Genomic DNA, 25,927 nt, shown 5'->3' on the forward strand with positions numbered 1-25,927 from the left:
CGGGGCGGATCGGCCGTTCAGGCGGGGGAGCGATTGTAATCCCCCGTAGGATTTGCTCCTAGAGGGGTGTCGGAGATGGGCAAGTATGGGGGAGACGATATCTGCTGTGTGAACACCTGTGGCGAGGGAGCAAGCTCCCTCGCCACAAGTTTCACGCTCCAAACTTCATCAACCCTCAACCGGCGGAATATGCCCAAACAACTCCTGGGCGAACGCCACGCGCTCCTCCACGGTTTCGATAACGCCCCGGGCCTTGAGCTCTTCCAGGCGTGCTTCTACGGCGTGTGTGCGCAGGGTCAGGCCGCAGTCGTTGGCAATCTGGATGTTCAGCCCCGGCCGGGCGTTCAGCTCCAGGATCAACGGACCTTTTTCCTGGTCCAGCACCATGTCGACGCCGATGTAGCCCAGTCCGCACAGCTCATAGCAACCGGCGGCCAGCTTCATGAAACCGTCCCAGTAGGGCAGTTGCACGCCGTCCACCGCGTTGGTGGTGTCGGGGTGTTTGGTGATGATGTTGTTCAGCCAGGTGCCGCGCAGGGTCAGGCCGGTGGCGAGGTCGACGCCCACACCGATGGCGCCCTGGTGCAGGTTGGCCTTGCCGCCGGACTGACGGGTCGGCAAGCGCAGCATGGCCATCACCGGATAGCCCATCAGCACGATGATGCGGATGTCCGGCACGCCTTCGTAGCTGATGCTCTTGAAGATCTGGTCCGGCGTCACGCGGTATTCGATCAGCGCCCGGTCACGATGCCCGCCCAAGGAATACAGGCCGGTGAGGATGCTCGACACATGGTGCTCGATTTCCTCATGGCTGATGATCTTGCCGGACACCGTGCGGTAGCGGCCTTCGAAGCGGTCGGCGATGACGATGATGCCGTCGCCGCCGGCGCCCTGGGCCGGCTTGATCACGAAGTCGGTGCGCCCGCCGATGATCTCGTCGAGCTTGTCGATTTCCTTCTCGGTGGAGATCACCCCGTACAGCTCCGGCACATGGATGCCGGCGGCGATCGCCCGTTCCTTGGTGATGATCTTGTCATCGACGATGGGGTACAGGCTGCGCTTGTTGTACTTGAGCACGTAGTCGGCGTTACGACGGTTGATGCCCATGATGCCCCGGGCTTCCAGCGCCTTCCAGGTCTTCCAGAGGCCGAACATCAGGAGTCAGCCTTGACGAAGGCCTTGAACCGCACCAGCTCGGTCAGGCGGTAGCCGCGATAACGACCCATGGCCAGCATGAAGCCCACCAGGATCAGGAGGATTGCCGGGAAGGTGAATACGAAATAAACCAGTTCCGGCACGCTCATGATCAGGTGCGCCAGCGACGCGGCGAACAAGGTGCCGATGGCGACTTTCATCGCGTGGCCGGCGCCACGTTCTTCCCAGGTAATAGACAAGCGTTCGATGGTCATCGTCAGGATCACCATCGGGAACAGCGCCACGGACAAGCCGCGTTCCAGGCCCAGCTTGTGGCTGAACAAGCTGATGGCGGCGATCAGCACCACCACGAACGTCAGCACCACCGAGAGCCTCGGCAGCATTTGCAGCTTGAGGTGCTCCAGGTAGGAGCGCAGCGACAGGCCCAACGTGGTGATCACCGTAAACAGGATGATGCCGAAGCCCAGTTGGGTCTCGCGAAAGGCCAGGGCGATCAGTACCGGAGTGAAAGTTCCGAGTGTCTGCAGCCCGATCAGGTTGCGCAGCACCAGGATCACCAATACGCCGATCGGGATCATCACCATGATCATGAAGGTTTGCTGGGTCTGCAGCGGCAGGCCGTAGAGCGAATATTCGAGGAAGTTGGCGTCGGTGTTCTCGTCCGTCAACTTGGCCAGGCGAATGGCGTTCATTTCGCTGTTGTTCATGCTGAAGGTCACGGTGGCTTTCTTGCCGCCATCGACAGTGATCAGGTTTTCATCGCCGGTCCACCACAGCAGGCGGTCGGTCGGCAGGCCTTGCTCGCCGGTATCCGGGTTGAAATACAGCCAATCGGTGCCGTTGAAACTGCGCAGCCACAGCTCGGGTGTCTGCGGTTGGTCGGCGACCAGGCGGATGGTGTGGACCTTTTCCACCGGCACGTGGGCGATGGACAGCACCAACTCGACGATCCTTGCCTTGTTGCTCGACGACGGGTCGCCGGCCAGCAACAGCTTGACGTTGTCGTCGTTGGGGTTGTTCACCCGCTTGATCGCTTCGCTGATGAAGGTCTCGACGTCGGCCGAGTGCTGGCGGATCGGCGCGAGCAGGGCTTCGGCGGCCAGTTTTTCCGGGCCTTCGACGGCGATGCTGTCGCGGAAGGTCGGGCCCTTGACCTTGGTTTTCTCGGCGCTGTAGCGCTTGGTCAGCACCAGGCGGTAATAAAGGGTCTGGTTGCCTTTGGCACGGCGGGCCGACCACGTCACCTTGCGATTGCCGTCGACCCGGTTCACCGCAACACCGTAATTATTGGAAATGAAACTCTCATTGAGGCTCACGTAGTCGCGGCTCAACGGCGGCACGAACATCTGGATCTTCACCGGATCCTTGGCGTTGGGCACGAATTCGACCTTGGCATCGATATTCCACAGGTCGTCGGTGGCGTCTTCGTTCACCGGAATGCCGAGCACGAAAATCTGATAGGCCGTCACCGACAGGCCCAGCACCACCAGGATGGCGATCAGCATTTTCAAATGGAGGGTAAGGGAGCGCATTGGAATTACTCTGCGATATGAGCGGCATTGGCGCAGGCGGGTTTGCCGGCAGCGTATTTGAGACTGGGGTCGACCAGCGCGTCGAAACGCTTGAGCGCCTCGGAGCCGATCAGCAACGGGTATTGGAAGGCGCTGCGGTCGGTCAGGTTCACTTCGATGCTGCGCAGGGCCGAGCCCATGCAGATGTCCAGTTCGATGACCGGCCGGGCCGTGTATTTCTTGCCTTCTTCCGGGTCGTAGTCACCGGCGCGGCGCTTGATCTTGCTGACACGCGCCAGCGGGCGTTCGATGGGGTGCGAATGGGCCGCGTCGATGGCCAGGTAGAAACGCACCCAGGATTCGCCATTGCGCTTGAAGCGCTTGATGTCGCGAGCGCTGAGCGAGGCCGTCTTGGCACCGGTGTCCAGCTTGGCGGCAACCTCCAGGTCGATGCCCTGCAGGGCCGCATATTCGTTGAGGCCGTACACGGTTTTTTCGCCCGCCGCGGCGAGCCCCGGCAGGCACAAGAAGCAAAAGGCAGCGGATAAGGGCTTGAGTGTCATAAATCCTGGTGCGCAGCGTTCCGTTTTTCGGTTCAGGCCCTGGCATTACTGCACAAGCTCCTAGGTCGCCTTCTCTATATAGGAGAGGGCAATTGCGGCGGCATTCTAGCACGGTGGTTTTCTGGCGCCACCGCTGGCCGGAGGCTACACCTCTTCATGCAGCCGGGTTATCGCGAGATCGCTTATTAGACGATTGTCGACAATATCGATTTTTACTTTGACGCATAGGGTGTTTTTGTTTAGTTTTTGGCGTATTGATTTTAAAGGTGTCGACAATATGCTCGATCAGCTCGAATCCCCTGTGATAGCTCAGGACGACTCGGAAACCCTGTCCGAGAACGTCTTCCGGCGCATCCAGGCCGCCATCGTCAAGGGCGAGATCGCCCCTGGCAGCAAGATCTCCGAGCCCGAGCTGGCACGTACCTACGGCATCAGCCGCGGGCCGTTGCGTGAGGCGATTCACCGCCTGGAAGGCCAGCGCCTGCTGGTGCGCATTCCGCACGTCGGAGCGCGAGTGGTCTCGCTGAGCCATGCCGAGCTGCTGGAACTCTACGAAATTCGTGAATCCCTCGAAGGGATGGCCTGCCGCCTGGCGGCCGAGCGCATGACCGTCGAAGAAATCGACGAGCTGCGCCAGGTCCTGGAAACCCACGAACGCGATGCGGCGTTCCAGGCCGGTGTCGGCTATTACCAGCAGGAAGGCGACTTCGACTTCCACTATCGGATTATCCAGGGCAGCGGCAACCGCACCCTCACGCAAATGCTCTGCGGCGAGCTGTACCAGCTGGTGCGCATGTACCGCATCCAGTTTTCCACCACGCCCAACCGCCCGCGCCAGGCTTTTGCCGAGCACCATCGGATTCTAGATGCCATCGCCGACCGGGACGGCGAACTGGCTGAATTATTGATGCGCCGGCACATCGGCGCGTCCAAACGCAACATCGCGCGTCATTTCCAGGACAGCGCCGCCACTGAACGAGGTGAGTCATGAGTTCCAGCAAGAGCACACCAGGCCAGCGTTTCCGCGAAGCGGTCGCCACCGAGCATCCGCTGCAAGTGGTCGGCGCCATCAACGCCAACCACGCGCTGCTGGCCAAGCGCGCCGGTTTCAAGGCGATCTACCTGTCGGGTGGCGGTGTGGCGGCCGGCTCCCTCGGCGTGCCGGACCTGGGTATCACCGGCCTGGATGACGTGCTGACCGATGTGCGCCGCATCACCGACGTCTGTGATCTGCCGCTGTTGGTGGACGTGGACACCGGTTTCGGTTCCTCCGCCTTCAGCGTGGCGCGCACCGTCAAGTCGATGATCAAGTTCGGCGCGGCGGCGATTCACATCGAGGACCAGGTCGGCGCCAAGCGTTGCGGCCACCGTCCGAACAAGGAAATCGTCTCGCAGCAAGAAATGGTCGACCGCATCAAGGCCGCCGTCGATGCCCGCACCGACGACAGTTTCGTGATCATGGCCCGTACCGATGCCTTGGCGGTGGAAGGCTTGGAATCGGCCCTGGACCGCGCCGCGGCCTGCATCGAGGCCGGTGCCGACATGATTTTCCCCGAGGCCATCACCGAGCTTGAAATGTACAAGCTGTTCGCCAGCCGCGTGAAAGCGCCGATCCTGGCCAACATCACCGAATTCGGCGCGACCCCGCTGTACACCACCGAACAACTGGCCGGTGCCGACGTGTCGCTGGTGCTGTACCCGCTGTCGGCGTTCCGGGCCATGAACAAGGCAGCCGAAAACGTCTACACCGCGATCCGCCGCGACGGCACGCAACAGAACGTCATCGACACCATGCAGACCCGCATGGAGCTTTACGATCGCATCGACTACCACACCTTCGAGCAGAAGCTCGATGCGTTGTTCGCGGCGAAGAAGTAAGGCGCGACTCCCTACAAATTCAAGAAAATGGAGACAGCAACATGGCCGAAGCAAAAGTACTCAGTGGCGCCGGGCTCCGTGGCCAGGTGGCCGGGCAAACCGCATTGTCCACCGTAGGCCAGTCGGGCGCCGGCTTGACGTATCGCGGCTACGACGTTCGCGACCTGGCGGCTGACGCGCAATTCGAAGAAGTAGCCTACCTGCTTCTATATGGCGAGCTGCCGACCCAGGCACAGCTGGACGCCTACACCGGTAAATTGCGCCAGTTGCGCGACTTGCCCCAAGCCTTGAAAGAAGTGCTGGAGCGCATTCCCGCCGACGCCCACCCGATGGACGTGATGCGCACTGGTTGCTCGTTCCTGGGTAACCTGGAACCCGAGCAGGATTTCTCCCAGCAGCACGACAAGACCGATCGTCTGCTGGCCGCTTTCCCGGCGATCATGTGCTACTGGTATCGCTTCAGCCATGAAGGCCAGCGCATCGAGTGCGTGACCGACGAAGTGTCCATCGGCGGCCACTTCCTGCACTTGCTGCATGGCAAGAAGCCGAGCGAGCTGCACGTCAAGGTGATGAATGTCTCGCTGATTCTCTACGCCGAGCACGAGTTCAACGCCTCGACTTTCACCGCCCGGGTCTGCGCTTCCACGCTGTCGGACCTGTTCTCCTGCATCACCGCAGCCATCGGTTCGCTGCGCGGCCCGCTGCATGGCGGCGCCAACGAGGCGGCGATGGAAATGATCGAGCGCTTCAGCTCTGCGCAGGAGGCCATCGAAGGCACCCTCGGCATGCTGGCGCGCAAGGACAAGATCATGGGCTTTGGCCACGCGATCTATAAGGACAACGACCCGCGCAATGAAGTGATCAAGGGCTGGTCGAGAAAACTCGCCGATGAAGTGGGCGACACGGTGCTGTTCCCGGTCTCCGAAGCCATCGACAAGACCATGTGGGAGCAGAAGAAACTGTTCCCCAACGCCGATTTCTACCATGCCTCGGCGTACCACTTCATGGGCATCCCGACCAAGTTGTTTACGCCGATCTTCGTCTGCTCGCGCCTGACCGGCTGGGCCGCCCACGTGTTCGAACAACGCGCCAACAACCGCATCATCCGACCGAGCGCCGAATACACCGGCGTCGAACAGCGCAAGTTCGTGCCAATCGAACAACGCTGAGCTGGAGGGTTCTAGCCGCAGGAACTGGATAGCCCCCGGAACCCTGTGGGAGCGAGCTTGCTCGCGATTGCGTACTGACATTCAACGTTGATGTCGACTGATACACCGCTATCGCGAGCAAGCTCGTTCCCACAGTGGCCGGGGTCGCTTCAAGTCCGGCGCCAACCCTTCTGAAACCACCGTGACCCGAGTCCTGACGATGAACACAGAATTTCGCAAACCGCTGCCTGGCACTTCGCTGGATTATTTCGACGTTCGCGCAGCCGTGGAGGCGATCCGTCCCGGCGCCTATGACGGCCTGCCGTATACCTCTCGCGTGCTGGCGGAAAACCTCGTGCGCCGCTGCGACCCGGCCACGCTGCGCGAATCGCTGCTGCAACTGATCGAGCGCAAGCGCGACCTGGATTTCCCGTGGTTCCCGGCGCGCGTGGTGTGCCACGACATCCTCGGCCAGACCGCCCTGGTGGACCTCGCCGGCTTGCGTGACGCCATCGCCCAGCAAGGCGGCGACCCGGCGCAAGTCAACCCGGTGGTGCCGACCCAACTGATCGTCGACCACTCGCTGGCGGTGGAAAGCGCCGGTTTCGATCCCCAGGCGTTCGCCAAGAACCGCGCCATCGAAGACCGCCGCAACGAAGACCGTTTTCACTTCATCAACTGGACCAAGAAGGCCTTCAAAAACGTCGATGTGATCCCGCCGGGCAACGGAATCATGCACCAGATCAACCTGGAAAAAATGTCGCCGGTGATCCAGCAGCGGGACGGCGTGGCCTTCCCGGACACTTGCGTAGGCACCGACAGCCACACGCCCCATGTCGACGCCTTGGGCGTGATCGCCATTGGCGTCGGTGGCCTGGAAGCCGAAAGCGTCATGCTCGGCCGCGCCTCTTGGATGCGCCTGCCGGAGATCGTTGGCGTCGAGCTGACTGGCAAGCTGCAACCGGGCATCACCGCCACCGACATGGTGCTGGCGCTGACCGAGTTCCTGCGCAAACAGAAAGTCGTCGGGGCGTGGCTGGAGTTTTTCGGCGAAGGCGCCAGTGCCCTGACCTTGGGCGATCGCGCGACGATCTCCAATATGGCGCCGGAATACGGCGCTACGGCGGCGATGTTCCATATCGATCAACAGACGATCGACTATCTGAAGCTCACCGGGCGTGAAGACCAGCAGGTGCAGTTGGTCGAGCACTACGCCAAGACCACTGGCCTGTGGGCCGACAGCCTTAAAGGCGCGCAATACGAACGTGGCCTGACCTTCGACCTGTCGTCGGTGGTGCGCAACATGGCCGGCCCGAGCAACCCGCACGCCCGGGTCGCGGTGTCGGACCTGGCTGCCAAAGGTATTTCCGGCCAGTGGGACGATGTGCCGGGGCAGATGCCCGATGGCGCGGTAATCATCGCCGCGATCACCAGTTGCACCAACACCAGCAACCCGCGCAACGTGATTGCCGCCGGCCTGCTGGCGCGCAACGCCAATCGCCTGGGCCTGGCGCGCAAGCCGTGGGTCAAGTCATCCCTCGCGCCGGGTTCGAAAACCGTGGCGCTGTACCTGGATGAAGCCGGCCTGACGTCCGAACTCGAGAAGCTGGGCTTCGGTGTGGTCGCGTTTGCCTGCACCACGTGCAACGGCATGTCCGGCGCGCTGGACCCGGTGATCCAGCAGGAAATCATCGACCGCGACCTGTACGCCACCGCCGTGCTGTCGGGCAACCGCAACTTCGACGGGCGTATCCATCCGTATGCCAAGCAGGCGTTCCTGGCCTCGCCACCATTGGTAGTGGCTTACGCCATCGCCGGGACCATTCGCTTCGACATCGAGAAGGATGTGCTGGGCGTGGTGGACGGTCGCGAGATTCGCCTCAAGGACATCTGGCCGAGCGACGAAGAAATCGAAGCCGTGGTGAAGGCGTCGGTGAAACCTGAGCAGTTCCGCCAGGTGTACATCCCGATGTTCGCCATCCAGGAAGACACCGGGCCGAAAGTGACGCCGCTGTATGACTGGCGCCCGCAAAGCACCTATATCCGTCGCCCGCCGTATTGGGAAGGCGCGCTGGCCGGTGCGCGCCCCCTCAAGGGCATGCGCCCGCTGGCGGTGCTGCCGGACAACATCACCACCGATCACCTGTCGCCGTCCAACGCCATCATGCTAGACAGCGCCGCAGGGGAATACCTGGCGAAAATGGGCCTGCCGGAAGAGGACTTCAACTCCTACGCGACCCACCGTGGCGACCACCTGACCGCACAACGGGCTACCTTCGCCAACCCGAAACTGTTCAACGAAATGGTCGTTGAGGACGGTAAGGTCAAGCAGGGCTCCCTGGCCCGGGTCGAGCCGGAGGGCAAGGTGATGCGGATGTGGGAAGCCATCGAGACCTACATGGAACGCAAGCAGCCGCTGATCATCATTGCGGGTGCCGACTACGGTCAGGGATCGTCGCGGGACTGGGCAGCCAAGGGCGTGCGCCTGGCCGGTGTCGAGGCGATCGCTGCCGAAGGCTTCGAGCGTATCCACCGCACCAACCTGGTGGGCATGGGCGTGTTGCCGCTGGAGTTCAAGCCCGGCACCGATCGCAAGACCCTGGGCATCGATGGCAGCGAAATCTATGACGTGGTCGGCGAGCGCACGCCGCGGGCGACGCTGACTTTGGTGATTACTCGCAAGAACGGCGAGCGCGTCGAAGTGCCGGTGACCTGCCGCCTCGATACGGCTGAAGAAGTGTCGATCTACGAAGCCGGGGGCGTGCTGCAACGCTTCGCCCAGGATTTCCTCGAGTCCGCGATCGCCGTTTAAATCGCTAGTGTGGCCGGTTCTCCGGCTACCCTTTTTTTCAGGAGTTGGAGCACATGGCTCACTCGCCTCAAATCAAGATCCCCGCGACCTATATGCGTGGCGGCACCAGTAAAGGCGTGTTCTTCAGCCTGCAAGACCTGCCCGAAGTCGCCCGCGTTCCTGGCGCGGCCCGGGATGCCCTGTTGCTGCGAGTGATCGGCAGCCCAGACCCGTACGAGAAGCAGATCGATGGGATGGGCGGCGCGACCTCAAGCACCAGCAAGACCGTGATCCTGTCCAAGAGCACCCGGGCCGACCACGATGTCGATTACCTGTTCGGCCAGGTGTCCATCGACAAGCCGTTCGTGGACTGGAGTGGCAACTGCGGAAACCTGTCGGCGGCGGTGGGGTCGTTTGCCATCAGCAGTGGCTTGGTGGAGCCCGGTCGGATTCCGCAAAACGGCGTGGCCGTGGTGCGGATCTGGCAGGCCAACATCGGCAAGACCATCATCGCCCGTGTGCCGATCACCGACGGCGCGGTGCAGGAGACCGGTGACTTCGAACTCGACGGCGTGACGTTTCCGGCGGCTGAGGTACAGCTGGAGTTCATGGATCCTGCGGCCGAGGAGGAGGGCGGTGGCGGCTCGATGTTTCCCACCGGCAATTTGGTGGACGACTTGGAAGTGCCCGGTGTTGGCACTTTGAAGGCGACGCTGATCAATGCCGGGATTCCAACGATTTTCATCAATGCTCGTGATGTGGGCTACACCGGCACCGAACTGCAGGGCTCTATCAATGGCGATCCCAAGGCGTTGGCGATGTTCGAAACCATCCGCGCACATGGCGCCTTGCGCATGGGCTTGATCAAGCACTTGGACGATGCCGCCCAGCGCCAGCACACCCCGAAAGTTGCGTTTGTCGCGCCGCCGGCGGATTACCTCTCGTCCAGCGGAAAAGCCGTGGCGGCGGGCGACGTCGATTTGCTGGTGCGAGCGTTGTCCATGGGCAAGCTGCACCACGCCATGATGGGCACCGCCGCCGTTGCCATCGGTACCGCCGCGGCAATTTCTGGCACTTTGGTGAATCTGGCGGCCGGCGGTATCGAGCGCAACGCCGTGCGTTTCGGCCACCCCTCCGGCACCCTGCGCGTCGGCGCCGAGGCCAGCCAGGACAATGGCGAATGGACCGTGAAAAAAGCCATCATGAGCCGCAGCGCGCGGGTGTTGATGGAAGGGGTCGTGCGGGTGCCGGGGGACGTCCTTTAACTCGAATTAACACGAACCATGTGGCAGCGAGCAGGCTCGCTGCCACAGGGGCCTGTTGTCAGCCTCCTGTCAGTGCGGTGACAACCAGCCCGACATTACTCTCCAGCTCCGCCACCGGGTCGGCGCCATCGGTGCTCAGCACCAACAATTGGCTACCGCTCTCGGTTATGGCCGCTTTCACAGCTTCGGACGGCTGGCGATGATGCAGCACCAGCGCGACGTCGTTCTCTTTCAATGTAGTCGCCAATTGTTTGAGGGCTTCGGGCGTCCACTCGGTGTCAGGGCGGGCGTCGGTGCTGATGCCATCCAGATTCAATCCACTGATCAAATAACCGAAATGCTCGCTCAGGCTGACCACGCTCAGGTTGTCAGCGCTGGCGAGGCGTTTTTCGCTGTCGGCGCTGAGCTTGAGCAGGCGTTGCTTGAGGGCCGCGAGGTTGGCGTCGATTTTCGTTTTATCCGCCGGGGCCAGGCGCACCAGGTCGGCGGCGATCACGTCGGCCATCCGCCCCAGGTTATGACTGGCCATCCACGGCTGGCTCGCCAAACCGTCGGCCATGCCCGGTTGCACGGCGATACCGGGCAGGGCGCCGTCCACCGGGCGGGCCGCGTCGACTTCGACGATGCGGATATTGCTGCGTCGGGCCATGGGGTACAGCGGATCGTCCGGCCATAACGAGCGCAGGCCGATCACAGCGTCGGCCTCGCGGGCCAGTTTGTTCAGCGCCGTCGCGCCACGGCCACTGAAGTAGGCGCTCTGGCGGGTGCCGGGCAGATTGTCCGGTGCCGCCCGCTCCAGGCTGACCTCGGTCCCCTTGAGCAAGGCCTCGCCCAACCCGTAGGTGACCGGCAACGATGCCAGCAGACGGACCTTTTCAGCGGCGAATGATGAAGTGACGGCCACGCCGCACAACGCGACGGCCAGGGTCAGTTGTCGCAATGAAAAAACCATTTATCCAAGATTCCCTTTGAGGCTGGGGACGACACCACGGGCGATAGCGCTCAGGGCGAAGGCGATGCCGGCTACCAGAATGATCGCGGCGCCGGATGGGATAGGCAGGTCGAACACAATGGGCGCGAGAATCCCGCACAGGGTGCTGACCGTAGCAATCAGCACGGAGCACCAGAAAAAACCTTTCAAGGATTGGCTGAGCAGGCGCGCCGCCGCCGCCGGAATCACCAGCAATGCCCCCACCAGAATGGCGCCGATGACTTTTACCGCCGCCACGGTGATCAGCGTCACCAGGACCACGAACAGGTAGTCCAGGGTCTTGACCGCTACCCCGCGCACCGCCGCCAGTTGCGGGTTGAAGCTGGCGAGCATGATGCGGTTGTACAGCGGCAGCGCCAGGGCCATCACCAACGAACCGACTACTGCGAGCACCAGCAGATCGTTGCCGTTGACCGTCAGCACTGAGCCGAACAATACGTTTTCCAGGATGTGCACGTTGATCTTTCCCGCCAGGATCAACAGCAGGCTCGCGCCCAGGGCCAGGGACACCGACAGGAAGACGCCGATCAGTGTGTCGGGCGCGAGGCCGGTGCGGTTGCGCAGGTAATTGAGCAGGATGCCGAACAGCAGGCAGTAGCCGAACAGGCTGCCGTATGGCCCGGTGTAGGGTTCGCCGAGCAGGATGCCGATGGCCACGCCGGTCAGCGCCGCATGGCCCACTGCCTCGGAGAAAAACGCGAAGCGCTTGACCACCACCAGCGTGCCGAGGCCGCCCAGCACCGGGCCGATCAACAGCCCGGCCAACAGCGCATTGACTACAAACCCGTAAGCCAGCGCTTCGGGCAGATATCCGGACGAGGCCCAGCCCTGGACCGTCAAACGAAAGGCTTCATAACTCATCAGGCTGCGCTCCCGTTCGTGCGTGGGTGGGTGGAAAACAGCGTCAGCAGCCGTTCCGGGGTCAGGGTCTGGTGTGGCGGGCCGTCGAACAGTACCCGGCGATTCAGGCCGGTGACCCGGTCGGCCAGGCGTCCGACGGCTTCCAGGTCGTGTTCGATCCACAACACGGTAATCCCGGCCTGGCGCCAGTCCTGCAACAACCGTTCGAACACCTGGATGCCGGCCTCGTCGAGGGCTGACATCGGTTCGTCCAGCACCAGCAATTGCGGCGAAGGAATCAAGCCCTGGGCCAGCAATACCCGCTGGCGCTCGCCGCCGGACAGGGCGCCCATGCGGCGCTTGCGCTTGTCGTGCATGCCGACCCGTTCCAGGGCCTGGCCGATGGCGCCGACGTAGTGTTTGCTCAGGCCGAGAAAGGCGGGTCGCCGCTGACACATTGCCGCCATGAAATCATCGACCGTCATTGGCAGGCCCCGGTCGAATTCCAGCGCCTGGGGGACGTAGCCGATCACGCCGGGCTCTCCTGGCCATTGCAAGCTCAGGTGTCCCTGGTGTGGCATTTGGCCGAGCAAGGTCTTGACCAGCGAACTCTTGCCGCCGCCGTTGGGGCCGACCAAGGCGTGGACGCTGCCGGGTTTCACCTGGAAACCCACGTGGTCGAGGATCGTGGTGCGCCCCAGCTCAAGGCTGATGTCGGCGAATTCGATCAACGGGCCGGCTTGTTGCTGGATAAGGGTTTGCTGCACGGTCATGCGCCGGACTCCTGGATCGCCCGGACCACGGTGTCGAGGTTGCCGGTCATCTCCTTCTCGTATTTCTCGGCGCTGTATTCACCGTAGGAAATGTGCGAAAGCGGGTACAGCTTTACGCCCGATTCACGCTGGATGGTGTCGACGTAGGTGGACGGAAAATCCATCTCCGAGAAGATCACTTTCACATCCAGCTCGCGCAGTTGATCGATGGTCTTTTTCAACTGGCTGGGACTCGGCTCGATGCCATGGGCCGGCTCGACCACGGCGGTCACCTCCAGGCCGAATTCGCGCAGCAGGTAATCGTAGGCGGCATGTACGGTGGCGACCCGCAGCTCGGCATTCGGCGCCTGGGTCAGCTTGGCCAGGGCATCGGCGCGCATCTGCCGCAGGCGCTTGCCGTAGGCGCGGGCGTTTTGTGTATAGGTCTTGGCGTTGTCCGGGTCGAGCTTGCCCAGCTCCCGGGCGATGTTGTTGACCTGGGCAATGGACGCGCTGATGGACAGGAACGTATGCGGGTTGACGACTTTGCCCGCGCCCCGGGCGGCAGTGCCGGTGGCGGCCAGCAGGGGCACGTTTTCGTTGGCTTCGATGACCTTCACGTCCGGCGTTTCGCTGGCGGCGATCATGCGGTCGGCGAAATCGTCGTGGCCGACGCCGTTTAGCACGATCACATCCAGGCCGCTGATGCGCTTGATGTCCTCGGCTCGCGGTTCATAGGCGTGAGGATTGAACCCAGCCGGGATCAACGGCACGACCTCGGCCTTGTCACCGACGATGTTCGCCACGTAACTGTAATAAGGGTGCAAGGTAATGCCGATGCGCAGGCGCTTGGGCGCTTCGGCGCTGGCCAGCGGGGCGAGCAGGCAGGCCAGCAGGCCAATCACCAGCAGGCGCAGGAATGGGCGACGTGGAGATGCGATAGACATGGGCAAGCGGTCTTCTCTTGAATGAGGGGCGTTGGGTCAATGCCGGTGCTGGCGAGTCACGCCGGCATCGAACTGCGCGACGATCTGCTGCCAACCGGCGGCGGACAAGGCGGCGTCGTCCGATGCGGCAGGAGCGGTCGCAGGATGGCTGCGGTTGAGCCAGATGTCCGGGGGCGCGTCGGGCGATTCGCTGATGCGCATCAGAAAGGAGCCAGCGACGGAAGGCTTGGCGCTAGCGCCAAGGTAGGCGTCGTCGCCCAGTAGTTGCCAGGCGTGGCCGCCGCGGCTGACAGAACTGGCATCCTGGGCGAACGGGGCAAAGCCTTCGTCTGCCAACGCTTGAGGGGCGGGAAGGGCTGGCTCGCTTTCGCGCAGGATGCGGATCTCGTCCAGCGTGACCCGCAGGTCGGCGTAGATCCCTTGCTCGGCGGCGCTGAGGTCGCGACGGGCATCCAGTTGGTTGTTTTCCAGGTGGGCGACCTCCTGGGTTTCGCCGTGCCAGGCCACCACTGACCCGGCCCCCAGCACGATTATCAGGCACAACAGCAGGACATAAAGGGTTTCATGGCCCGCGCCGGCGGGGCGGACAACCTGAAGGGTCGGTGTGCTCATGGGGCCTCGATGTCGGCTTGGTCGATTTCCACGACGTGGCCGGGGCCGGCGTCGAAGAGGACGTAGAATTCGGCATCCGGTTTCTTGAAGGTCAGCTTCGAGTCTGCGCCGAGCTTGCCGGGAACCAGGATGGTTTCGTCGTAACCAATCACATCCAGCGTCACCCCGGGGGCTCCACTGCCGTCGGAAAAACCACCGGTGCATTGGATCTGTTCGGCGTCGATGGCCTTGCACTCGCACATCGGGTTGTGAGCCAGTGCGCTGGTGCTCAAGCCTGCGCACAGCAGCAGCGCCAGGCTGTTGAGAGAGGCGCGAAAGGTCATGGTTGGGCTCCTTGGGTTTTCAGCCAGGCGACAGTGGCCGGGGACGCCTGGTTCAGGGGGATGGAGGCTTGATGCATCGAGCCGTCCCAGCCTTCGAGCGTTATCCACAACTCGGCGTCTGGCTGGGTCTTCTTGGGCACCGGCAACAGGGCGCCCATACGGTAGGGCGATCCGAAGAAAATCACCCCGGCGGCCCGCAGGCTGCGGGGCTTGCCGATGCGCAGGTAGGTGGCTTTCACCTGGCTGATGCAACGTTGGCACAAAGCGGCATTGAAGTGCTTCATGGGGCCGGCGGGGCCCTGGGTACGAGGGGCTTCGTTGCGAAATTCCGCCAGGCGCAGGCTCCACGGCCCCACTTGGATCTCGCCGACTTCCCGCTCGCCGAGCCCGCCGTCGCCTCGGAACAACGCCGCTTCCGACAGGTACTTGGGCATGAAGCCCAGGGGAATCAGCAGCAACAGCACATTGAGATGGAAACGCCATTTGTGCCAGAACCGGCCCAGGCGTGCAGATGATGTGGTTGTGGTGGACGGATTCACAGGTTGCCCTCCGGCGAGTCACGGTGGAGGGAAGGTTGCAATGGTTGTGCGATACGAGCAGGCCGGGCAGGTTTCTGGCTGCGCTTGACGGCGTTGGCGGTGGCCAGGGCCGTGCGTTTGGTCCAGATCAACAATCCGCTGAGGACCATCATGCTCAGGACCAGGCCGAAGAAAAACCAGATGAGCTTGATCCAGAGGCCGCCGAAGTCCCCGGTATGCAAGGGCCGCATGGATTCGGTGACGAACTCCAGGGCCGTACGGTCCGACAACAATCGCGAGGCGTCTACCTCGCCGTTGTAGGGATTGATGGTTGCGGTCTGGAACATCAATGGATACCAGCCCCGTCCGCCGATTTCGAGGTGGCTGTAGGCGTTACCGGGGAAACTGACGAAACTTGCCTCCAGCCCCGGGATTTGTTGCCGGGCGATTTCGATGGCTCGGTCCAGGTTCAATTGCGGTGGAGCGGTACCATCGGCCGACAGCGGAACGCTTTCACGGGCCACGACCGGGACGACGGGCGCGCTGGAGATGGAGATGCCATTGTCGGCCAGCGTGGCTTCGATCAGGAACCAGGTGCCGGTCACGGAAATGACCGCGATGAACCAGATCGACCAGATACCACTGAGCCGATGAAAATCGCCCCAGAAAATCCGCGCGCCGTGGCGGATACGCAAGGTCGGGCGCAGGAAACCTTTCCAGAAGCGTTTGTAGACGACGAGCCCGGTTACCAGTGACGCGAGCATCGGCAGGCCGAGGAAAGACACCAGGTACCAGCCCCAGCTGTAGCCGTTAGTGAACGGCACCAGCCACCAGCCATGCAAGGCGCGGGTAAAGCCCCTGAAATTGAACGCCGGAGCCGATCCCTGGATGACACCGCTGTAGGGGTTGACGTAGACGGTGTCCGGGCGCCCGTCGGGATACGTGACCTTGGCTTCCAGGGCAAAATGCGACTCATCCGGACGCACGATACTTTGCACCTGGGTCAGCGGCTGGGCTTGCTTGATGGCAGCCCTGACCTGATCGTAGCTAAGCAATGTGGCGTCATCGCTGGGCTTGCTGGCGCGCATCTCAGGGTTCGCCAGCCAGACGATCTCCTGGCTGACCACCGCCAGGGTGCCGGTGACACAGACGATCAAAACGAAAAACCAGATGGGCAACGCCAACCAGCTATGGACGAGGAACCAGAGTTTGGAGCGGGACTTTTTCGACATGATTGAACGTCTTGATTCGATGAAAGGTCCGGTGTCACGGGCTTCGCGACATGTTGAACCCTGGAAAAGCAGGCCGTGGCTTTTGCCGACGCGGCCTGCTGCATCTAATTAAGACGAACGAGTCACTCAAATCCTGAAGTGAAAGATGAAAGAAAATGTTTCGCGTTAGCGATAAGCGTTGAGTGTCTTCTTCAGACCGGGGCGTAAAATTCCCTCGTCACGGTCGAAGCTGCCTTGGGTAAACGCATCAGCCTTGCTGAAACATTTCCTTGGCGCGCTGCTCGATCTGTTCCTGAGTCAGGTCTTCCTTGTGCGTCGCCAGGAACCATAAATGCCCGTATGGATCTTTCAGCGTCCCGGTGCGATCACCGTAGAACTGATCCTTGACCTCGGAAATCACCGTACCTCCGGCACCGATCGCCTGGGCGAACGCGCTATCCACATCGTGGACATATAGATGCAGACCCACTGATGGAGATTGATCCGGATTGCTCAGCGGGCCCTGGTCACAAGGCGTGCCAAGCATGATCGGGTAATCGCCGATCCGCAGTTCGGCATGACCGATGCCACCGTCGGGCATGCTCAGGCGCATGACTTCGGTTGCGTTGAAAGCCTTTTTGTAAAAGTCGATGGCTTCGGCGGCTTTCTGGATGCCCAGATAAGGCGTGATGCTGTGATAACCCTCTGGAATGGATTTGACGCCCATGACGTTTCTCCTTGTTGTAATGGGGGATGAAGAGAACGAGTCTTTCGTCGATTTGGCCAACTCACTATAGAACGCCGCCCATGGGAGGGCTCGCGCCCCGACGAACGTCTTACGGCCCGTCCAACAAATGCGCCCCTGGCCCTCGCTTGCCCAGTACGTCGCCCTGATTGCGCAACGGGCAATTTTCCATCGAGAGGCAACCGCAGCCGATACAGCCGTTCAGCCGATCACGCAGGGCGATGAGTTGGTTGATGCGCTCATCCAGATTTCGGCTCCACTGCTCCGACAAGGTTTTCCAGTCGGCCGCGGTCGGGGCACGATTGTCTGGCAGGTTTTGCAGTGCCTCGCCAATTTCAGCCAGGGGAATACCCAGGCGTTGTGCGACTTTGATCAGCGCCACCCTCCGGAGCACTTCCCTGGGGTAGCGACGTTGATTGCCCTGGTTGCGGGTGCTTTTGATCAGCCCCTTGGTTTCATAGAAATGCAGGGCGGTGACCGCCACGCCGCTGCGAGCGGCGACCTGGCCGACGGTGAGCTCTTTGTGGACATTTATAGGATTTGTCACTGCAATCATCGCTTGACCTTGACTTAACTAGAGGTTTTACCCTGCAGGCCTTCGGATCGCAAGATTCGCCTTATCAAACGGGGGACCTTCCATGCATTTGCCAACCAACGAGCGCAGCTTTACTCAGTTGATTGAGTTCGATATCGAGCCTCAATGGCTACAGGCGCTGGTGACCGCCCTGTCGGAACATACCGAGCGCCTGGCGCGGGATTTCCCAGGCTTTCTCAGTGCCACTATCCAGGCCAGCGAGGACGGAAGGCGGGTGCTCAACTGCCTGCAATGGCAAACCCGCGAAGCAGGGGATGCGGCGTTTCGAAGTGTTGAACATGGCGAGGGAAATTTCTGGCGGCTGATTCAGCAGCATCGGGCCAAAGCGGTGACGTTCGGCTCTTTCCAGGTACTGCGCAACATCGAGCGCAGCCTGGACGGTGCTCTGCATTGCCCGTGGGTCAACCAAGCGCAACGAGGGATACGAGAGGGCGATACCCACTATCAAAAGCGTTGATTTCTGCCGTTCCGTGCCGGCGGGTAGCCTTTGTTCATCGCCCCACTACAGAACATTGGACGCCCGCCATGAATCGTATTCTTGCTGTCTTGCTGCTGTTGACCGTCACCGTGTTGAGCGGTTGCGCCTCGTCCTCTCCAGAGCTGCGTCCCTATACCGCCGAGGAAACCCGTGAGCTGGCCCTCGAGGCGTTGAATCGGCGGGGTCTTTCGTTCGAGGAATATCACGCCAGGAAAGCCGAATTGCTCGGCACATCGCAGAAGAACGTCGGCTTCGATGAGCGTGGCGAAATGAATGCCGAGCAGACCGTCCAATTGCCTGGCCGGCCAAGCTGAAGGACTGTACCGCTCGAAGTTTTGCCTAACTGTCCATGGGCGAGTGCCGGGACGTGGGGTAGGGTCATCACCTGACTGCCCGACGGATTGACCTGCCATGACCCTCTCGCTTGACCTTCTGCTGGGCTTCGCCCTGTTTGCCCTGGTGACCTCGATCACACCAGGCCCCAACAACACGATGTTGCTGGCCTCGGGTGTCAATTTTGGTTTCAACCGTACCATCCCTCACATGCTGGGTATCACCTGCGGCTTCTTTTCCCTGGTGCTGGCGGTGGGCCTCGGCCTGGGCGCGGTGTTCCAGACGTATCCGTTGCTCTACACCCTGTTGCGCTATGTCGGCGCGGCATACCTGATCTATCTGGCATGGAAAATTGCCCATTCCGGCCCGGTCTCGGACAGCGCTGCGGGCGACAACAAACCGATCAGCTACTGGGGCGCGGCGGCGTTCCAATGGGTCAACCCCAAGGCCTGGATCATGGCCATCGGTGCCATCAGCACCTATACACCACTGCAAGGCTATTTTTTCAACGTGGTGGTGATCGCGGCGGTGTTTGCCTTGATCAATCTGCCAAGCGTCAGCTTGTGGGTGGTATGCGGCAGCCTGCTGCGTAACTTGTTGCGTGATCGTCGGTGGCTGCGCCTGTTCAACTGGGGCATGGCGCTGCTGTTGGTCGCGTCGCTGTATCCGTTGTTGCTCGAAAGCATGAGCTGAGGGCTGAGCTTCGACGCGATGCCTGCTAAGCTCGCTGTTCCAGGAGCGTTCCTACGCACTTTTAAATGAAGTCTGACTTCTTTAAGGTCTTGATCAGGTAAAGCTTGTCTCGAACCCAACGAGGGCACCCTGGTCCCGGAACCGGCTCTGCGAGTTTCCTTATGAATAAGCGTCCTTTGTATTTTGATTACGCGGCCACCACGCCGGTGGATGAGCGGGTGATCCAGGTCATGGTCCAATGCCTGGGTTTTGACGGCAATTTTGGCAATCCGGCCTCCAGTTCCCATGCGTTCGGCCAGGAGGCGCGACGTGCGGTGGAGCAGGCGCGCGAACAAGTGGCCCGGTTGGTTGGCGCTCAAGCCGATCAGATCGTCTGGACTTCAGGTGCCACCGAATCCAATAACCTGGCCCTGAAGGGTGTGGCCCAGGCGCGCGGTGCGCGTGGGCACGTGATCACCAGCTTGATCGAGCATAAAGCAGTTCTTGATACGGTCCGGCAACTTGAAGAGGGCGGTGTCGCGGTGACGTGGCTGGCGCCGGGCGCCGATGGCCTGATCAGTCCGCAATCTGTCCGCGAGGCATTGCGCGAGGACACGTTCCTGGTGTCGTTAATGCTCGTGAACAATGAGTTGGGGACCGTCAACGACGCTGTCGCCATCGGTGAGATCGTTCGAGAGCACGGCGCGCTGTTTCACATGGACGCAGCCCAGGGAGCGGGGAAGATGAGCATCGACCTGGCCCGTTGGCCGGTGGATCTGATGTCTTTTTCTGCACACAAGATCTACGGTCCCAAGGGCATCGGCGTGCTTTACGTCGGCGATCGTGCACGGCCAAGGCTGTCGGCGCAGATCCATGGCGGAGGCCATGAAGGTGGATTGCGTTCCGGTACATTGGCGACCCATCAGATTGCGGCCATGGGGGCGGCGTTCGAACTGGCGTCGCAGTCATTCGACGAGGAACTCGCCAAGATCGATCGACTGCGCAATCGTTTGCTTGAGCCGTTGTTGACGTTGCCCGGCGTATGTATGAATGGCAGCCCGAGTTGCCGAATCCCCCATACGCTGAGCCTGACGTTCAATGAAGGCGAGTTCAACCCGGCGACGTTGGGCGCGTCGATTGCGTTTTCCGCGACGTCGGCCTGCAATTCGGCGCAAAACACCCCATCCCATGTCCTGCTGGCCTTGGGGCACGATGCACGTGCGGCCGGGCGGACCATCCGCTTGAGCCTGGGACGTTTCACCAGCGAACAGGATATTGACGAGGCGGTGCGGTTGATCAAGTCCGCCTGCGCCGCTGCCCCTGCATTTTGGGTGTAATCCTTTGAGCCGAACACGTTCGGCGTACGAACAATAAAATTGAATTAGCAGGAGTGATGATGAGTACCGAGCCTTCGACCCCAGGACAGATTCCCCAGCGCCTGGCCCGGATCCGCCAGTTGATGCGCGAAGAGGGCATCCATGCGCTGCTGGTGCCTTCGGCCGACCCGCATCTTTCGGAATATTTGCCGGGCTACTGGCAAGGTCGCCAATGGTTGTCCGGGTTCCATGGTTCGGTAGGTACTTTGATCGTGACCTTGGATTTTGCCGGGGTCTGGGCCGACAGTCGGTACTGGGAACAAGCCACCAAGGAGCTGGAAGGCAGCACGATTGAGTTGGTCAAGCTTGTTCCGGGTCAGCCCGGCCCATTGGATTGGCTCGGTGAACAAACGCCCGAGGGCGGTGTGGTAGCGGTTGACGGAGCCGTCATGGCCGTTGCGTCGGCCCGGACGCTGAGCAGCAAGCTCGAGTCGCGTGGGGCGCGGTTGCGTACCGATATCGACCTGTTGCATAAGGTCTGGACCGATCGTCCAGCCCTGCCGAATCAGCCCGTCTACGCCCATCTGCCGCCACAAGCGACGGTAAGTCGGGTAGAAAAACTGGCCAAGCTGCGCGAATCGCTAAAGGAACGCGGCGCCGATTGGCACTTCATTGCCACCCTGGATGACATTGCCTGGCTGTTCAACTTGCGGGGCGCGGATGTGTCGTTCAACCCTGTGTTCGTCTCCTTTGCCCTGATTGGCCAGCAACAGGCGACGCTGTTCGTTGCGTTGGACAAAGTCGATGCGGCATTGCGTGCAACACTTGAACAGGATGGCGTGACGCTGCGCGATTACAGCGAAGCCGCTGTCGCGCTGCGTGAAGTGCCAAGCGGTGCGAGTCTGCAGATTGATCCGGCGCGGGTCACCGTCGGCTTACTGGGTAACCTGGACAGTGGCGTCAAGCTGGTCGAAGGGCTCAACCCGACGACGCTGGCCAAATCCCGCAAGACCCCGGCAGATGCCGAGCATATTCGCCAGGCAATGGAGCAGGATGGTGCCGCTCTCTGCGAATTCTTCGCCTGGCTGGAAAGCGCCTGGGGCCGCGAGCGTATCACCGAGCTGACTATCGATGAGCATCTGACCGCGGCGCGCGAGCGTCGGCCGGATTTCGTCTCCCTGAGCTTCAATACCATCGCCGCGTTCAACGCCAACGGCGCGATGCCTCACTACCACGCCACGGAAGAAGCGCACGCCGTTATCGAAGGCGATGGCTTGCTGCTGATCGATTCTGGGGGGCAGTATCTTGGCGGCACCACGGACATCACGCGCATGGTGCCGGTCGGAGCGCCGACGCCAGAGCAGAAGCGTGATTGCACCCGAGTCCTCAAGGGTGTGATTGCCTTGTCGCGGGCCAAATTCCCCCGAGGCATTCTGTCGCCGTTGCTGGATGCCATCGCCCGTGCGCCAATCTGGGCCGAGCAGGTGGACTACGGCCATGGCACCGGTCACGGCGTCGGTTATTTCCTGAACGTCCACGAGGGGCCGCAAGTCATTGCCTACCAGGCCGCCGCCGCGCCGCAAACCGCGATGCAGCCGGGGATGATCACGTCTATCGAGCCGGGTACTTATCGTCCAGGTCGTTGGGGGGTGCGTATCGAGAACCTGGTGCTCAACCGCGAGGCGGGGAGCAGTGAGTTCGGTGAGTTCCTGTCCTTCGAAACCCTGACGCTCTGCCCGATCGACACCCGCTGCCTTGAGCCATCCTTGCTGACCCAGGACGAAAAAGACTGGTTCAATGCGTACCACGCCGAGGTCCAGCGTCGATTGAGCCCGTTGCTGGAAGGCGACGCGTTGCAATGGCTGAACACGCGGACCGCGGCCATCTGACACAAACGGTCAGGCCAGGGCTTCACGGACGAAGTCCAGCCGATCCTGGCCAAAGAACAATTCGTTGCCGACGAACATGCTCGGCGCGCCAAATACACCTCTACGGATGGCTTCTTCGGTGGCATCCTTGAGATGGTCCTTCACCTGTTGGTCGGTGGTCAGGGCGAGGACATATTCAGGATCGAAGCCACCTTCGTTCAGGATCGCCGCAACTGTCGCCGGATCGTTGAGGTTGCGGGCGTCCACCCACAGGGCGCGGAACAGGCAATTGATAAAAGCCTCGAAGCGGTCCGGATGGCGCAATTGCATGCCGGTTACGGCGCGCATCAGCAGCAATGTGTTGATTGGAAAATAGGGGTTGAGCTTGAACTCAACGCCATAACGGATGGCAAAGCGATTCAAGTCCTTGAACAGATAGGGCCCCTTGGCCGGCACGGTAACAGGCGAGGCGTTGCCAGTTGCCTTGAAGACGCCACCCAGCAACATGGGGCGGTAGATCAGTTCACTGTCCGTTTGTGCGCAAAGCGCAGGCAACTGGGTGTAGGCCAGATAGGTGGTCGGGCTGCCGAGGTCGAAGAAAAACTCTACGGATTTGCTCATGGGGACTGCTCTCTTATTGTTATGAGGGGAGGCTTACCAGCGTTCGCTCCAGGGGCGCAGGTCCAGCTCGAAGGTCCATGCGTCGCGGGGCTGGGTATGCAAGTACCAATAATTCTCGGCAATGTGTTCCGGATCGAGGATGCCGTCCTCCTCCTTGGCTGCATATTTTTCCGGGAAATTGTCACGGATGAACGCAGTGTCGATGGCACCGTCCACTACCACATGAGCCACATGGACGTTCATCGGGCCTAGTTCACGCGCCATGCTTTGCGCCAGCGCTCGTACACCATGCTTGGCCCCGGCAAACGCGGCAAACCCTGAGGCGCCGCGCAATCCTGCGGTAGCCCCAGTGAACAGGATTGTGCCGCGTTGGCGCTTGACCATGCGCCTAGCCACTTCCCGCCCATTGAGAAATGCGGAGAAGCAAGCCATCTCCCAGATCTTGAAGTACTTGCGAGCCGTCTCTTCCAGAATGCTGCACGGCACATTGGCGCCGATATTGAAGATGAATGCTTCGATCGGCCCGATCTGACTTTCTATTTGCTCGATCAGCGCGATGACTTCGTCTTCCTTGCGCGCATCGCAGGCGTACCCGTGGGCTTCACCCCCTTCGGCCCGAATACTGTCCACCAGCGGCTCAAGTTTGTCGGCGCTTCGACGCGTGACGCAGGCCACGAAACCTTCCCGGGCGAAACGCCTGGCTATTGCCCCACCCGTGGCATCGCCGGCACCAACAACCAGTACGACCTTCTTGTTATTCATGGTTAGCTCCATTGCTAAACGATCGTTAACTAAACGGACGTTATGTTAAGGTCGGGCGAACGTCAAGATGTACATCAGGGGCAAGACGATGCGTTATTCAGCCAACCACAAGATGGAAACCCGCGAAAAGCTGCTCGCGAGCAGCGCCACCTCCATCAAGAAGTCCGGTTTTGCCTCGGTAGGCGTTGATGGCTTGATGAAGGCAATCGGGCTGAGCGGTGGTGCGTTCTACAGCCATTTCTCATCCAAGGATGAGCTTTTCAGGGCCATTGTCGAAAGAGAACTCGCCCATAGCCTGGACCGTTTGAACGGTGATGGAGTCATGGACGCAGTGAAGCTGCAGCGTTGCCTCAAGCAATACTTGAGCATGGGCCACGTTGAACAACCCGAGGCAGGGTGTGCATTACCAGTATTGGGGGCAGAGATTGCACGTTCGGATATGCAGGTTCGCGAGGCGGCGCAGACTTGGATCTGCCGGCTGCATGGAGGTTGGGCGCGAATATTAGGGAGCGATAGCTTGGCGTGGTCGGTGCTGTCGCAATGTGTCGGGGCGCTGGTGGTTGCGCGCATGCTGGCGGCACCCGAGGTCCAGCGCGATGTCCTCAAATCCAGCTTTGACGAAATCAGTCGTCGAATCACCGACCGACCGCTTGACTGATCCCTGCTTATTTGCAGATGACGATCATGCTGCGACTGGTATACCCGGCGGGGTTGAGCCCGAAGGGATAATCTCCCGGCTCCTCGACGGTATCCCCAGATCTGGCGATCACCTTGTAGTTCTTTGGGGCGCATGAATTGGCAGCGGTGGCGGCGCACTGGTCCCAGGATGAAGTCAGGCCAGAGCAATTGATATGCAGGCCTTTTTTACCGCGCTTCATTTCGGTTTTCGATGTCGCCGCGCAGCCCGCAATTGCCAGTATGGCGATCAAGATCAAAATTCGTTTCATTCCCGTCCTTATACCGTCGTGGATCTTGTGTCTACGTACGGCTGTGTTCGCTCTCGCTTGAAGCGTTCATGACGTCCTGTATGAAAAAATCCATGTCTAGCATTAGGTTACGAGGCTAAACATGGCCTAAATGCGCGGTAAATACCAGAGCAATGATCAAAACTGATCAATCTGCTGCAATGGCGGGTTTGGCGGCATCGCCCATCGTCAGCGTTGCGCCGACTGAGGCAAGGATAATGCAGGTAATGGCGGCCCACTGCGCCAGCGATAGGTATTCCTGGAGGAACACCAGTCCCGACAAGGCGCCGATTGCGGGCTCGACGCTCATTAGCGTGCCGAACGTGCGGGCGGGAATTCGGGTAAGGGAGATCATCTCCAGGGTATAGGGGAGGGCAGTAGACAGAATGGCTACCCCAATGGCGATTGGAATAAGACTTGGTGTCAGCAGTGCGGCACCGGCGTGCACTATGCCAATAGGCGCGACAAACAGGGCGGCGATCATGACCCCTAGTGCAGCGGTCTGCACGCCGTTGTCCGCGCCGGCTTTCTGGCCAAACAAAATGTACAGCGCCCAGCATACGCCTGCGCCCAATGCATAGCCTGCTCCGATCAAGTCGATGCTGGCGCTGGCGGCTCCGGTTGGTATGAGCAGCAGCAGGCCGACCAATGCCAGGGCAATCCAGAGAAAATCAATGGCCCGACGGGACGCGTAAATAGCAACCGCCAGAGGCCCGGTAAACTCCAAAGCCACCGCAATGCCCAGGGGAACGGTACGAAGTGACATATAGAAAAGGAAATTCATGCCCCCAAGGGCCATCCCGTAGATCAACACGGTGCGCAAGGATTGGGCTGTTAGTTTGGCCCGCCACGGGCGTAGCAATAACAACATGATGATGCTGGCAAATATCAGCCGCAGGGTCGTCGTGCCTTGCGCGCCTACTATCGGGAACATGCTCTTGGCAAGGGAAGCGCCGGACTGGATGGAGGCCATGGCGATCAATAGCAGGGCAACCGGAAATAAAGAAGAGGCCAGGCTGCGATTGGGTGGAGTCATTGCGGGGTGTCATCCAATAAAAGGGGCAGGA

General features: G+C 61.1%; 28 protein-coding genes. 11 read left to right on the forward strand and 17 right to left on the reverse strand.

What is annotated here, in order from left to right:
- Nucleotides 1-168: 168 nt before the first annotated feature.
- From J3P79_RS08680 to J3P79_RS08690, 3 genes are read right to left on the reverse strand one after another with little or no spacing between them, the layout of a single operon-like run.
- Entirely contained in the window at nt 169-1,155 is a 987-nt protein-coding gene (locus J3P79_RS08680; RefSeq protein ID WP_039593716.1) for an alpha-L-glutamate ligase-like protein, read from the reverse strand.
- Nucleotides 1,155-2,687: an inactive transglutaminase family protein gene (locus tag J3P79_RS08685; RefSeq protein WP_434609710.1), complete on the reverse strand. Its 1,533-nt coding sequence runs from the start codon at nt 2,685-2,687 to the stop codon at nt 1,155-1,157. Before J3P79_RS08685 ends, J3P79_RS08680 begins: the two co-directional genes overlap by 1 nt.
- 5 nt (nt 2,688-2,692) lie before the next feature.
- Entirely contained in the window at nt 2,693-3,229 is a 537-nt protein-coding gene (locus tag J3P79_RS08690; RefSeq protein WP_434609711.1) for an ATP-dependent zinc protease family protein, read from the reverse strand.
- Between the two features lie 277 nt (nt 3,230-3,506).
- Here J3P79_RS08690 and J3P79_RS08695 point away from each other — a divergent pair, with 277 nt between their 5' ends.
- From J3P79_RS08695 to prpF, 5 genes are all read left to right on the forward strand, one after another.
- On the forward strand, nt 3,507-4,220 hold the full coding sequence (locus J3P79_RS08695; RefSeq protein ID WP_434609713.1) for a GntR family transcriptional regulator: 714 nt from the start codon (nt 3,507-3,509) through the stop codon (nt 4,218-4,220).
- The gene (prpB, locus tag J3P79_RS08700; RefSeq protein ID WP_434609715.1) at nt 4,217-5,107 is read left to right on the forward strand and encodes a methylisocitrate lyase; all 891 of its coding nucleotides are present in this window, start codon (nt 4,217-4,219) and stop codon (nt 5,105-5,107) included. The genes J3P79_RS08695 and prpB overlap by 4 nt, the downstream gene beginning before the upstream one ends.
- A gap of 41 nt (nt 5,108-5,148) precedes the next feature.
- A complete protein-coding gene (gene prpC / locus J3P79_RS08705; protein WP_434609717.1) occupies nt 5,149-6,276 on the forward strand; it encodes a bifunctional 2-methylcitrate synthase/citrate synthase in 1,128 nt (375 codons plus the stop codon).
- A 199-nt stretch (nt 6,277-6,475) separates the two neighbouring features.
- On the forward strand, nt 6,476-9,067 hold the full coding sequence (acnD, locus tag J3P79_RS08710; RefSeq protein ID WP_434609719.1) for a Fe/S-dependent 2-methylisocitrate dehydratase AcnD: 2,592 nt from the start codon (nt 6,476-6,478) through the stop codon (nt 9,065-9,067).
- A gap of 53 nt (nt 9,068-9,120) precedes the next feature.
- A complete protein-coding gene (gene prpF, locus J3P79_RS08715) occupies nt 9,121-10,311 on the forward strand; it encodes a 2-methylaconitate cis-trans isomerase PrpF (protein ID WP_434609721.1) in 1,191 nt (396 codons plus the stop codon).
- Nucleotides 10,312-10,369: 58 nt separating this feature from the next.
- Here the strand turns inward: prpF and J3P79_RS08720 are convergent, their stop codons facing one another.
- The 10 genes from J3P79_RS08720 to soxR form a co-directional block, all read right to left on the reverse strand.
- Nucleotides 10,370-11,263 (reverse strand): metal ABC transporter substrate-binding protein, encoded by an 894-nt coding sequence (locus J3P79_RS08720; RefSeq protein ID WP_434609722.1) that lies wholly within the window; start codon nt 11,261-11,263, stop codon nt 10,370-10,372.
- Complete coding sequence (locus J3P79_RS08725; RefSeq protein WP_434609724.1) at nt 11,264-12,163, reverse strand: metal ABC transporter permease; 900 nt, start codon at nt 12,161-12,163, stop codon at nt 11,264-11,266. It lies immediately after the preceding gene.
- Complete coding sequence (locus J3P79_RS08730; protein ID WP_434609726.1) at nt 12,163-12,915, reverse strand: metal ABC transporter ATP-binding protein; 753 nt, start codon at nt 12,913-12,915, stop codon at nt 12,163-12,165. The genes J3P79_RS08725 and J3P79_RS08730 overlap by 1 nt, the downstream gene beginning before the upstream one ends.
- Complete coding sequence (locus J3P79_RS08735) at nt 12,912-13,841, reverse strand: metal ABC transporter substrate-binding protein (RefSeq protein WP_045156551.1); 930 nt, start codon at nt 13,839-13,841, stop codon at nt 12,912-12,914. The genes J3P79_RS08730 and J3P79_RS08735 overlap by 4 nt, the downstream gene beginning before the upstream one ends.
- Nucleotides 13,842-13,877: 36 nt before the next feature.
- The gene (locus J3P79_RS08740; protein WP_434609728.1) at nt 13,878-14,453 is read right to left on the reverse strand and encodes a DUF6162 family protein; all 576 of its coding nucleotides are present in this window, start codon (nt 14,451-14,453) and stop codon (nt 13,878-13,880) included.
- Nucleotides 14,450-14,776, reverse strand: coding sequence for a hypothetical protein (locus J3P79_RS08745; RefSeq protein WP_434609730.1), 327 nt, complete (start codon nt 14,774-14,776; stop codon nt 14,450-14,452). The genes J3P79_RS08740 and J3P79_RS08745 overlap by 4 nt, the downstream gene beginning before the upstream one ends.
- Nucleotides 14,773-15,315, reverse strand: coding sequence for a thiamine pyrophosphate-binding protein (locus J3P79_RS08750; protein WP_434609732.1), 543 nt, complete (start codon nt 15,313-15,315; stop codon nt 14,773-14,775). The genes J3P79_RS08745 and J3P79_RS08750 overlap by 4 nt, the downstream gene beginning before the upstream one ends.
- Nucleotides 15,312-16,526, reverse strand: a complete 1,215-nt coding sequence (locus J3P79_RS08755) for a PepSY-associated TM helix domain-containing protein (protein WP_434609734.1) — start codon at nt 16,524-16,526, stop codon at nt 15,312-15,314. Before J3P79_RS08755 ends, J3P79_RS08750 begins: the two co-directional genes overlap by 4 nt.
- 247 nt (nt 16,527-16,773) lie before the next feature.
- Nucleotides 16,774-17,232, reverse strand: a complete 459-nt coding sequence (locus J3P79_RS08760) for a VOC family protein (protein WP_434609736.1) — start codon at nt 17,230-17,232, stop codon at nt 16,774-16,776.
- Nucleotides 17,233-17,341: 109 nt separating this feature from the next.
- Nucleotides 17,342-17,806, reverse strand: coding sequence for a redox-sensitive transcriptional activator SoxR (gene soxR / locus J3P79_RS08765; RefSeq protein WP_434609738.1), 465 nt, complete (start codon nt 17,804-17,806; stop codon nt 17,342-17,344).
- Between the two features lie 82 nt (nt 17,807-17,888).
- On the opposite strand from soxR, the gene J3P79_RS08770 reads away from it, so the two are divergent.
- From J3P79_RS08770 to J3P79_RS08790, 5 genes are all read left to right on the forward strand, one after another.
- Nucleotides 17,889-18,302 carry an antibiotic biosynthesis monooxygenase gene (locus tag J3P79_RS08770; protein ID WP_434609740.1) on the forward strand — a complete coding sequence of 138 codons (414 nt, stop codon included), beginning with the start codon at nt 17,889-17,891 and terminating at the stop codon, nt 18,300-18,302.
- A 68-nt stretch (nt 18,303-18,370) separates the two neighbouring features.
- Entirely contained in the window at nt 18,371-18,637 is a 267-nt protein-coding gene (locus J3P79_RS08775) for a hypothetical protein (RefSeq protein WP_434609742.1), read from the forward strand.
- 97 nt (nt 18,638-18,734) lie between these two features.
- Entirely contained in the window at nt 18,735-19,349 is a 615-nt protein-coding gene (locus J3P79_RS08780; RefSeq protein ID WP_434609743.1) for a LysE family translocator, read from the forward strand.
- 161 nt (nt 19,350-19,510) lie between these two features.
- Nucleotides 19,511-20,665 carry a cysteine desulfurase family protein gene (locus tag J3P79_RS08785; protein ID WP_434609745.1) on the forward strand — a complete coding sequence of 385 codons (1,155 nt, stop codon included), beginning with the start codon at nt 19,511-19,513 and terminating at the stop codon, nt 20,663-20,665.
- Between the two features lie 59 nt (nt 20,666-20,724).
- Complete coding sequence (locus J3P79_RS08790; RefSeq protein ID WP_434609747.1) at nt 20,725-22,533, forward strand: aminopeptidase P family protein; 1,809 nt, start codon at nt 20,725-20,727, stop codon at nt 22,531-22,533.
- A 9-nt stretch (nt 22,534-22,542) separates the two neighbouring features.
- On the opposite strand, the gene J3P79_RS08795 is transcribed toward J3P79_RS08790, so the two are convergent.
- Together J3P79_RS08795 and J3P79_RS08800 are read right to left on the reverse strand one after the other, a co-directional pair.
- Nucleotides 22,543-23,133, reverse strand: a complete 591-nt coding sequence (locus tag J3P79_RS08795; RefSeq protein WP_434609748.1) for a 2-hydroxychromene-2-carboxylate isomerase — start codon at nt 23,131-23,133, stop codon at nt 22,543-22,545.
- A gap of 33 nt (nt 23,134-23,166) precedes the next feature.
- The gene (locus J3P79_RS08800; protein WP_434609750.1) at nt 23,167-23,895 is read right to left on the reverse strand and encodes an SDR family oxidoreductase; all 729 of its coding nucleotides are present in this window, start codon (nt 23,893-23,895) and stop codon (nt 23,167-23,169) included.
- Nucleotides 23,896-23,983: 88 nt separating this feature from the next.
- Here J3P79_RS08800 and J3P79_RS08805 point away from each other — a divergent pair, with 88 nt between their 5' ends.
- Nucleotides 23,984-24,553, forward strand: a complete 570-nt coding sequence (locus J3P79_RS08805) for a TetR/AcrR family transcriptional regulator (protein WP_434609751.1) — start codon at nt 23,984-23,986, stop codon at nt 24,551-24,553.
- Between the two features lie 7 nt (nt 24,554-24,560).
- Here J3P79_RS08805 and J3P79_RS08810 read toward each other — a convergent pair whose 3' ends face one another.
- Nucleotides 24,561-24,842 (reverse strand): hypothetical protein, encoded by a 282-nt coding sequence (locus J3P79_RS08810; protein ID WP_434609752.1) that lies wholly within the window; start codon nt 24,840-24,842, stop codon nt 24,561-24,563.
- Nucleotides 24,843-25,008: 166 nt separating this feature from the next.
- A complete protein-coding gene (rhtA, locus tag J3P79_RS08815; protein WP_434609754.1) occupies nt 25,009-25,896 on the reverse strand; it encodes a threonine/homoserine exporter RhtA in 888 nt (295 codons plus the stop codon).
- Nucleotides 25,897-25,927: the final 31 nt, after the last annotated feature.

It is taken from the genome of Pseudomonas sp. R1-7 (genome assembly GCF_051132105.1).
GTDB lineage: Bacteria > Pseudomonadota > Gammaproteobacteria > Pseudomonadales > Pseudomonadaceae > Aquipseudomonas.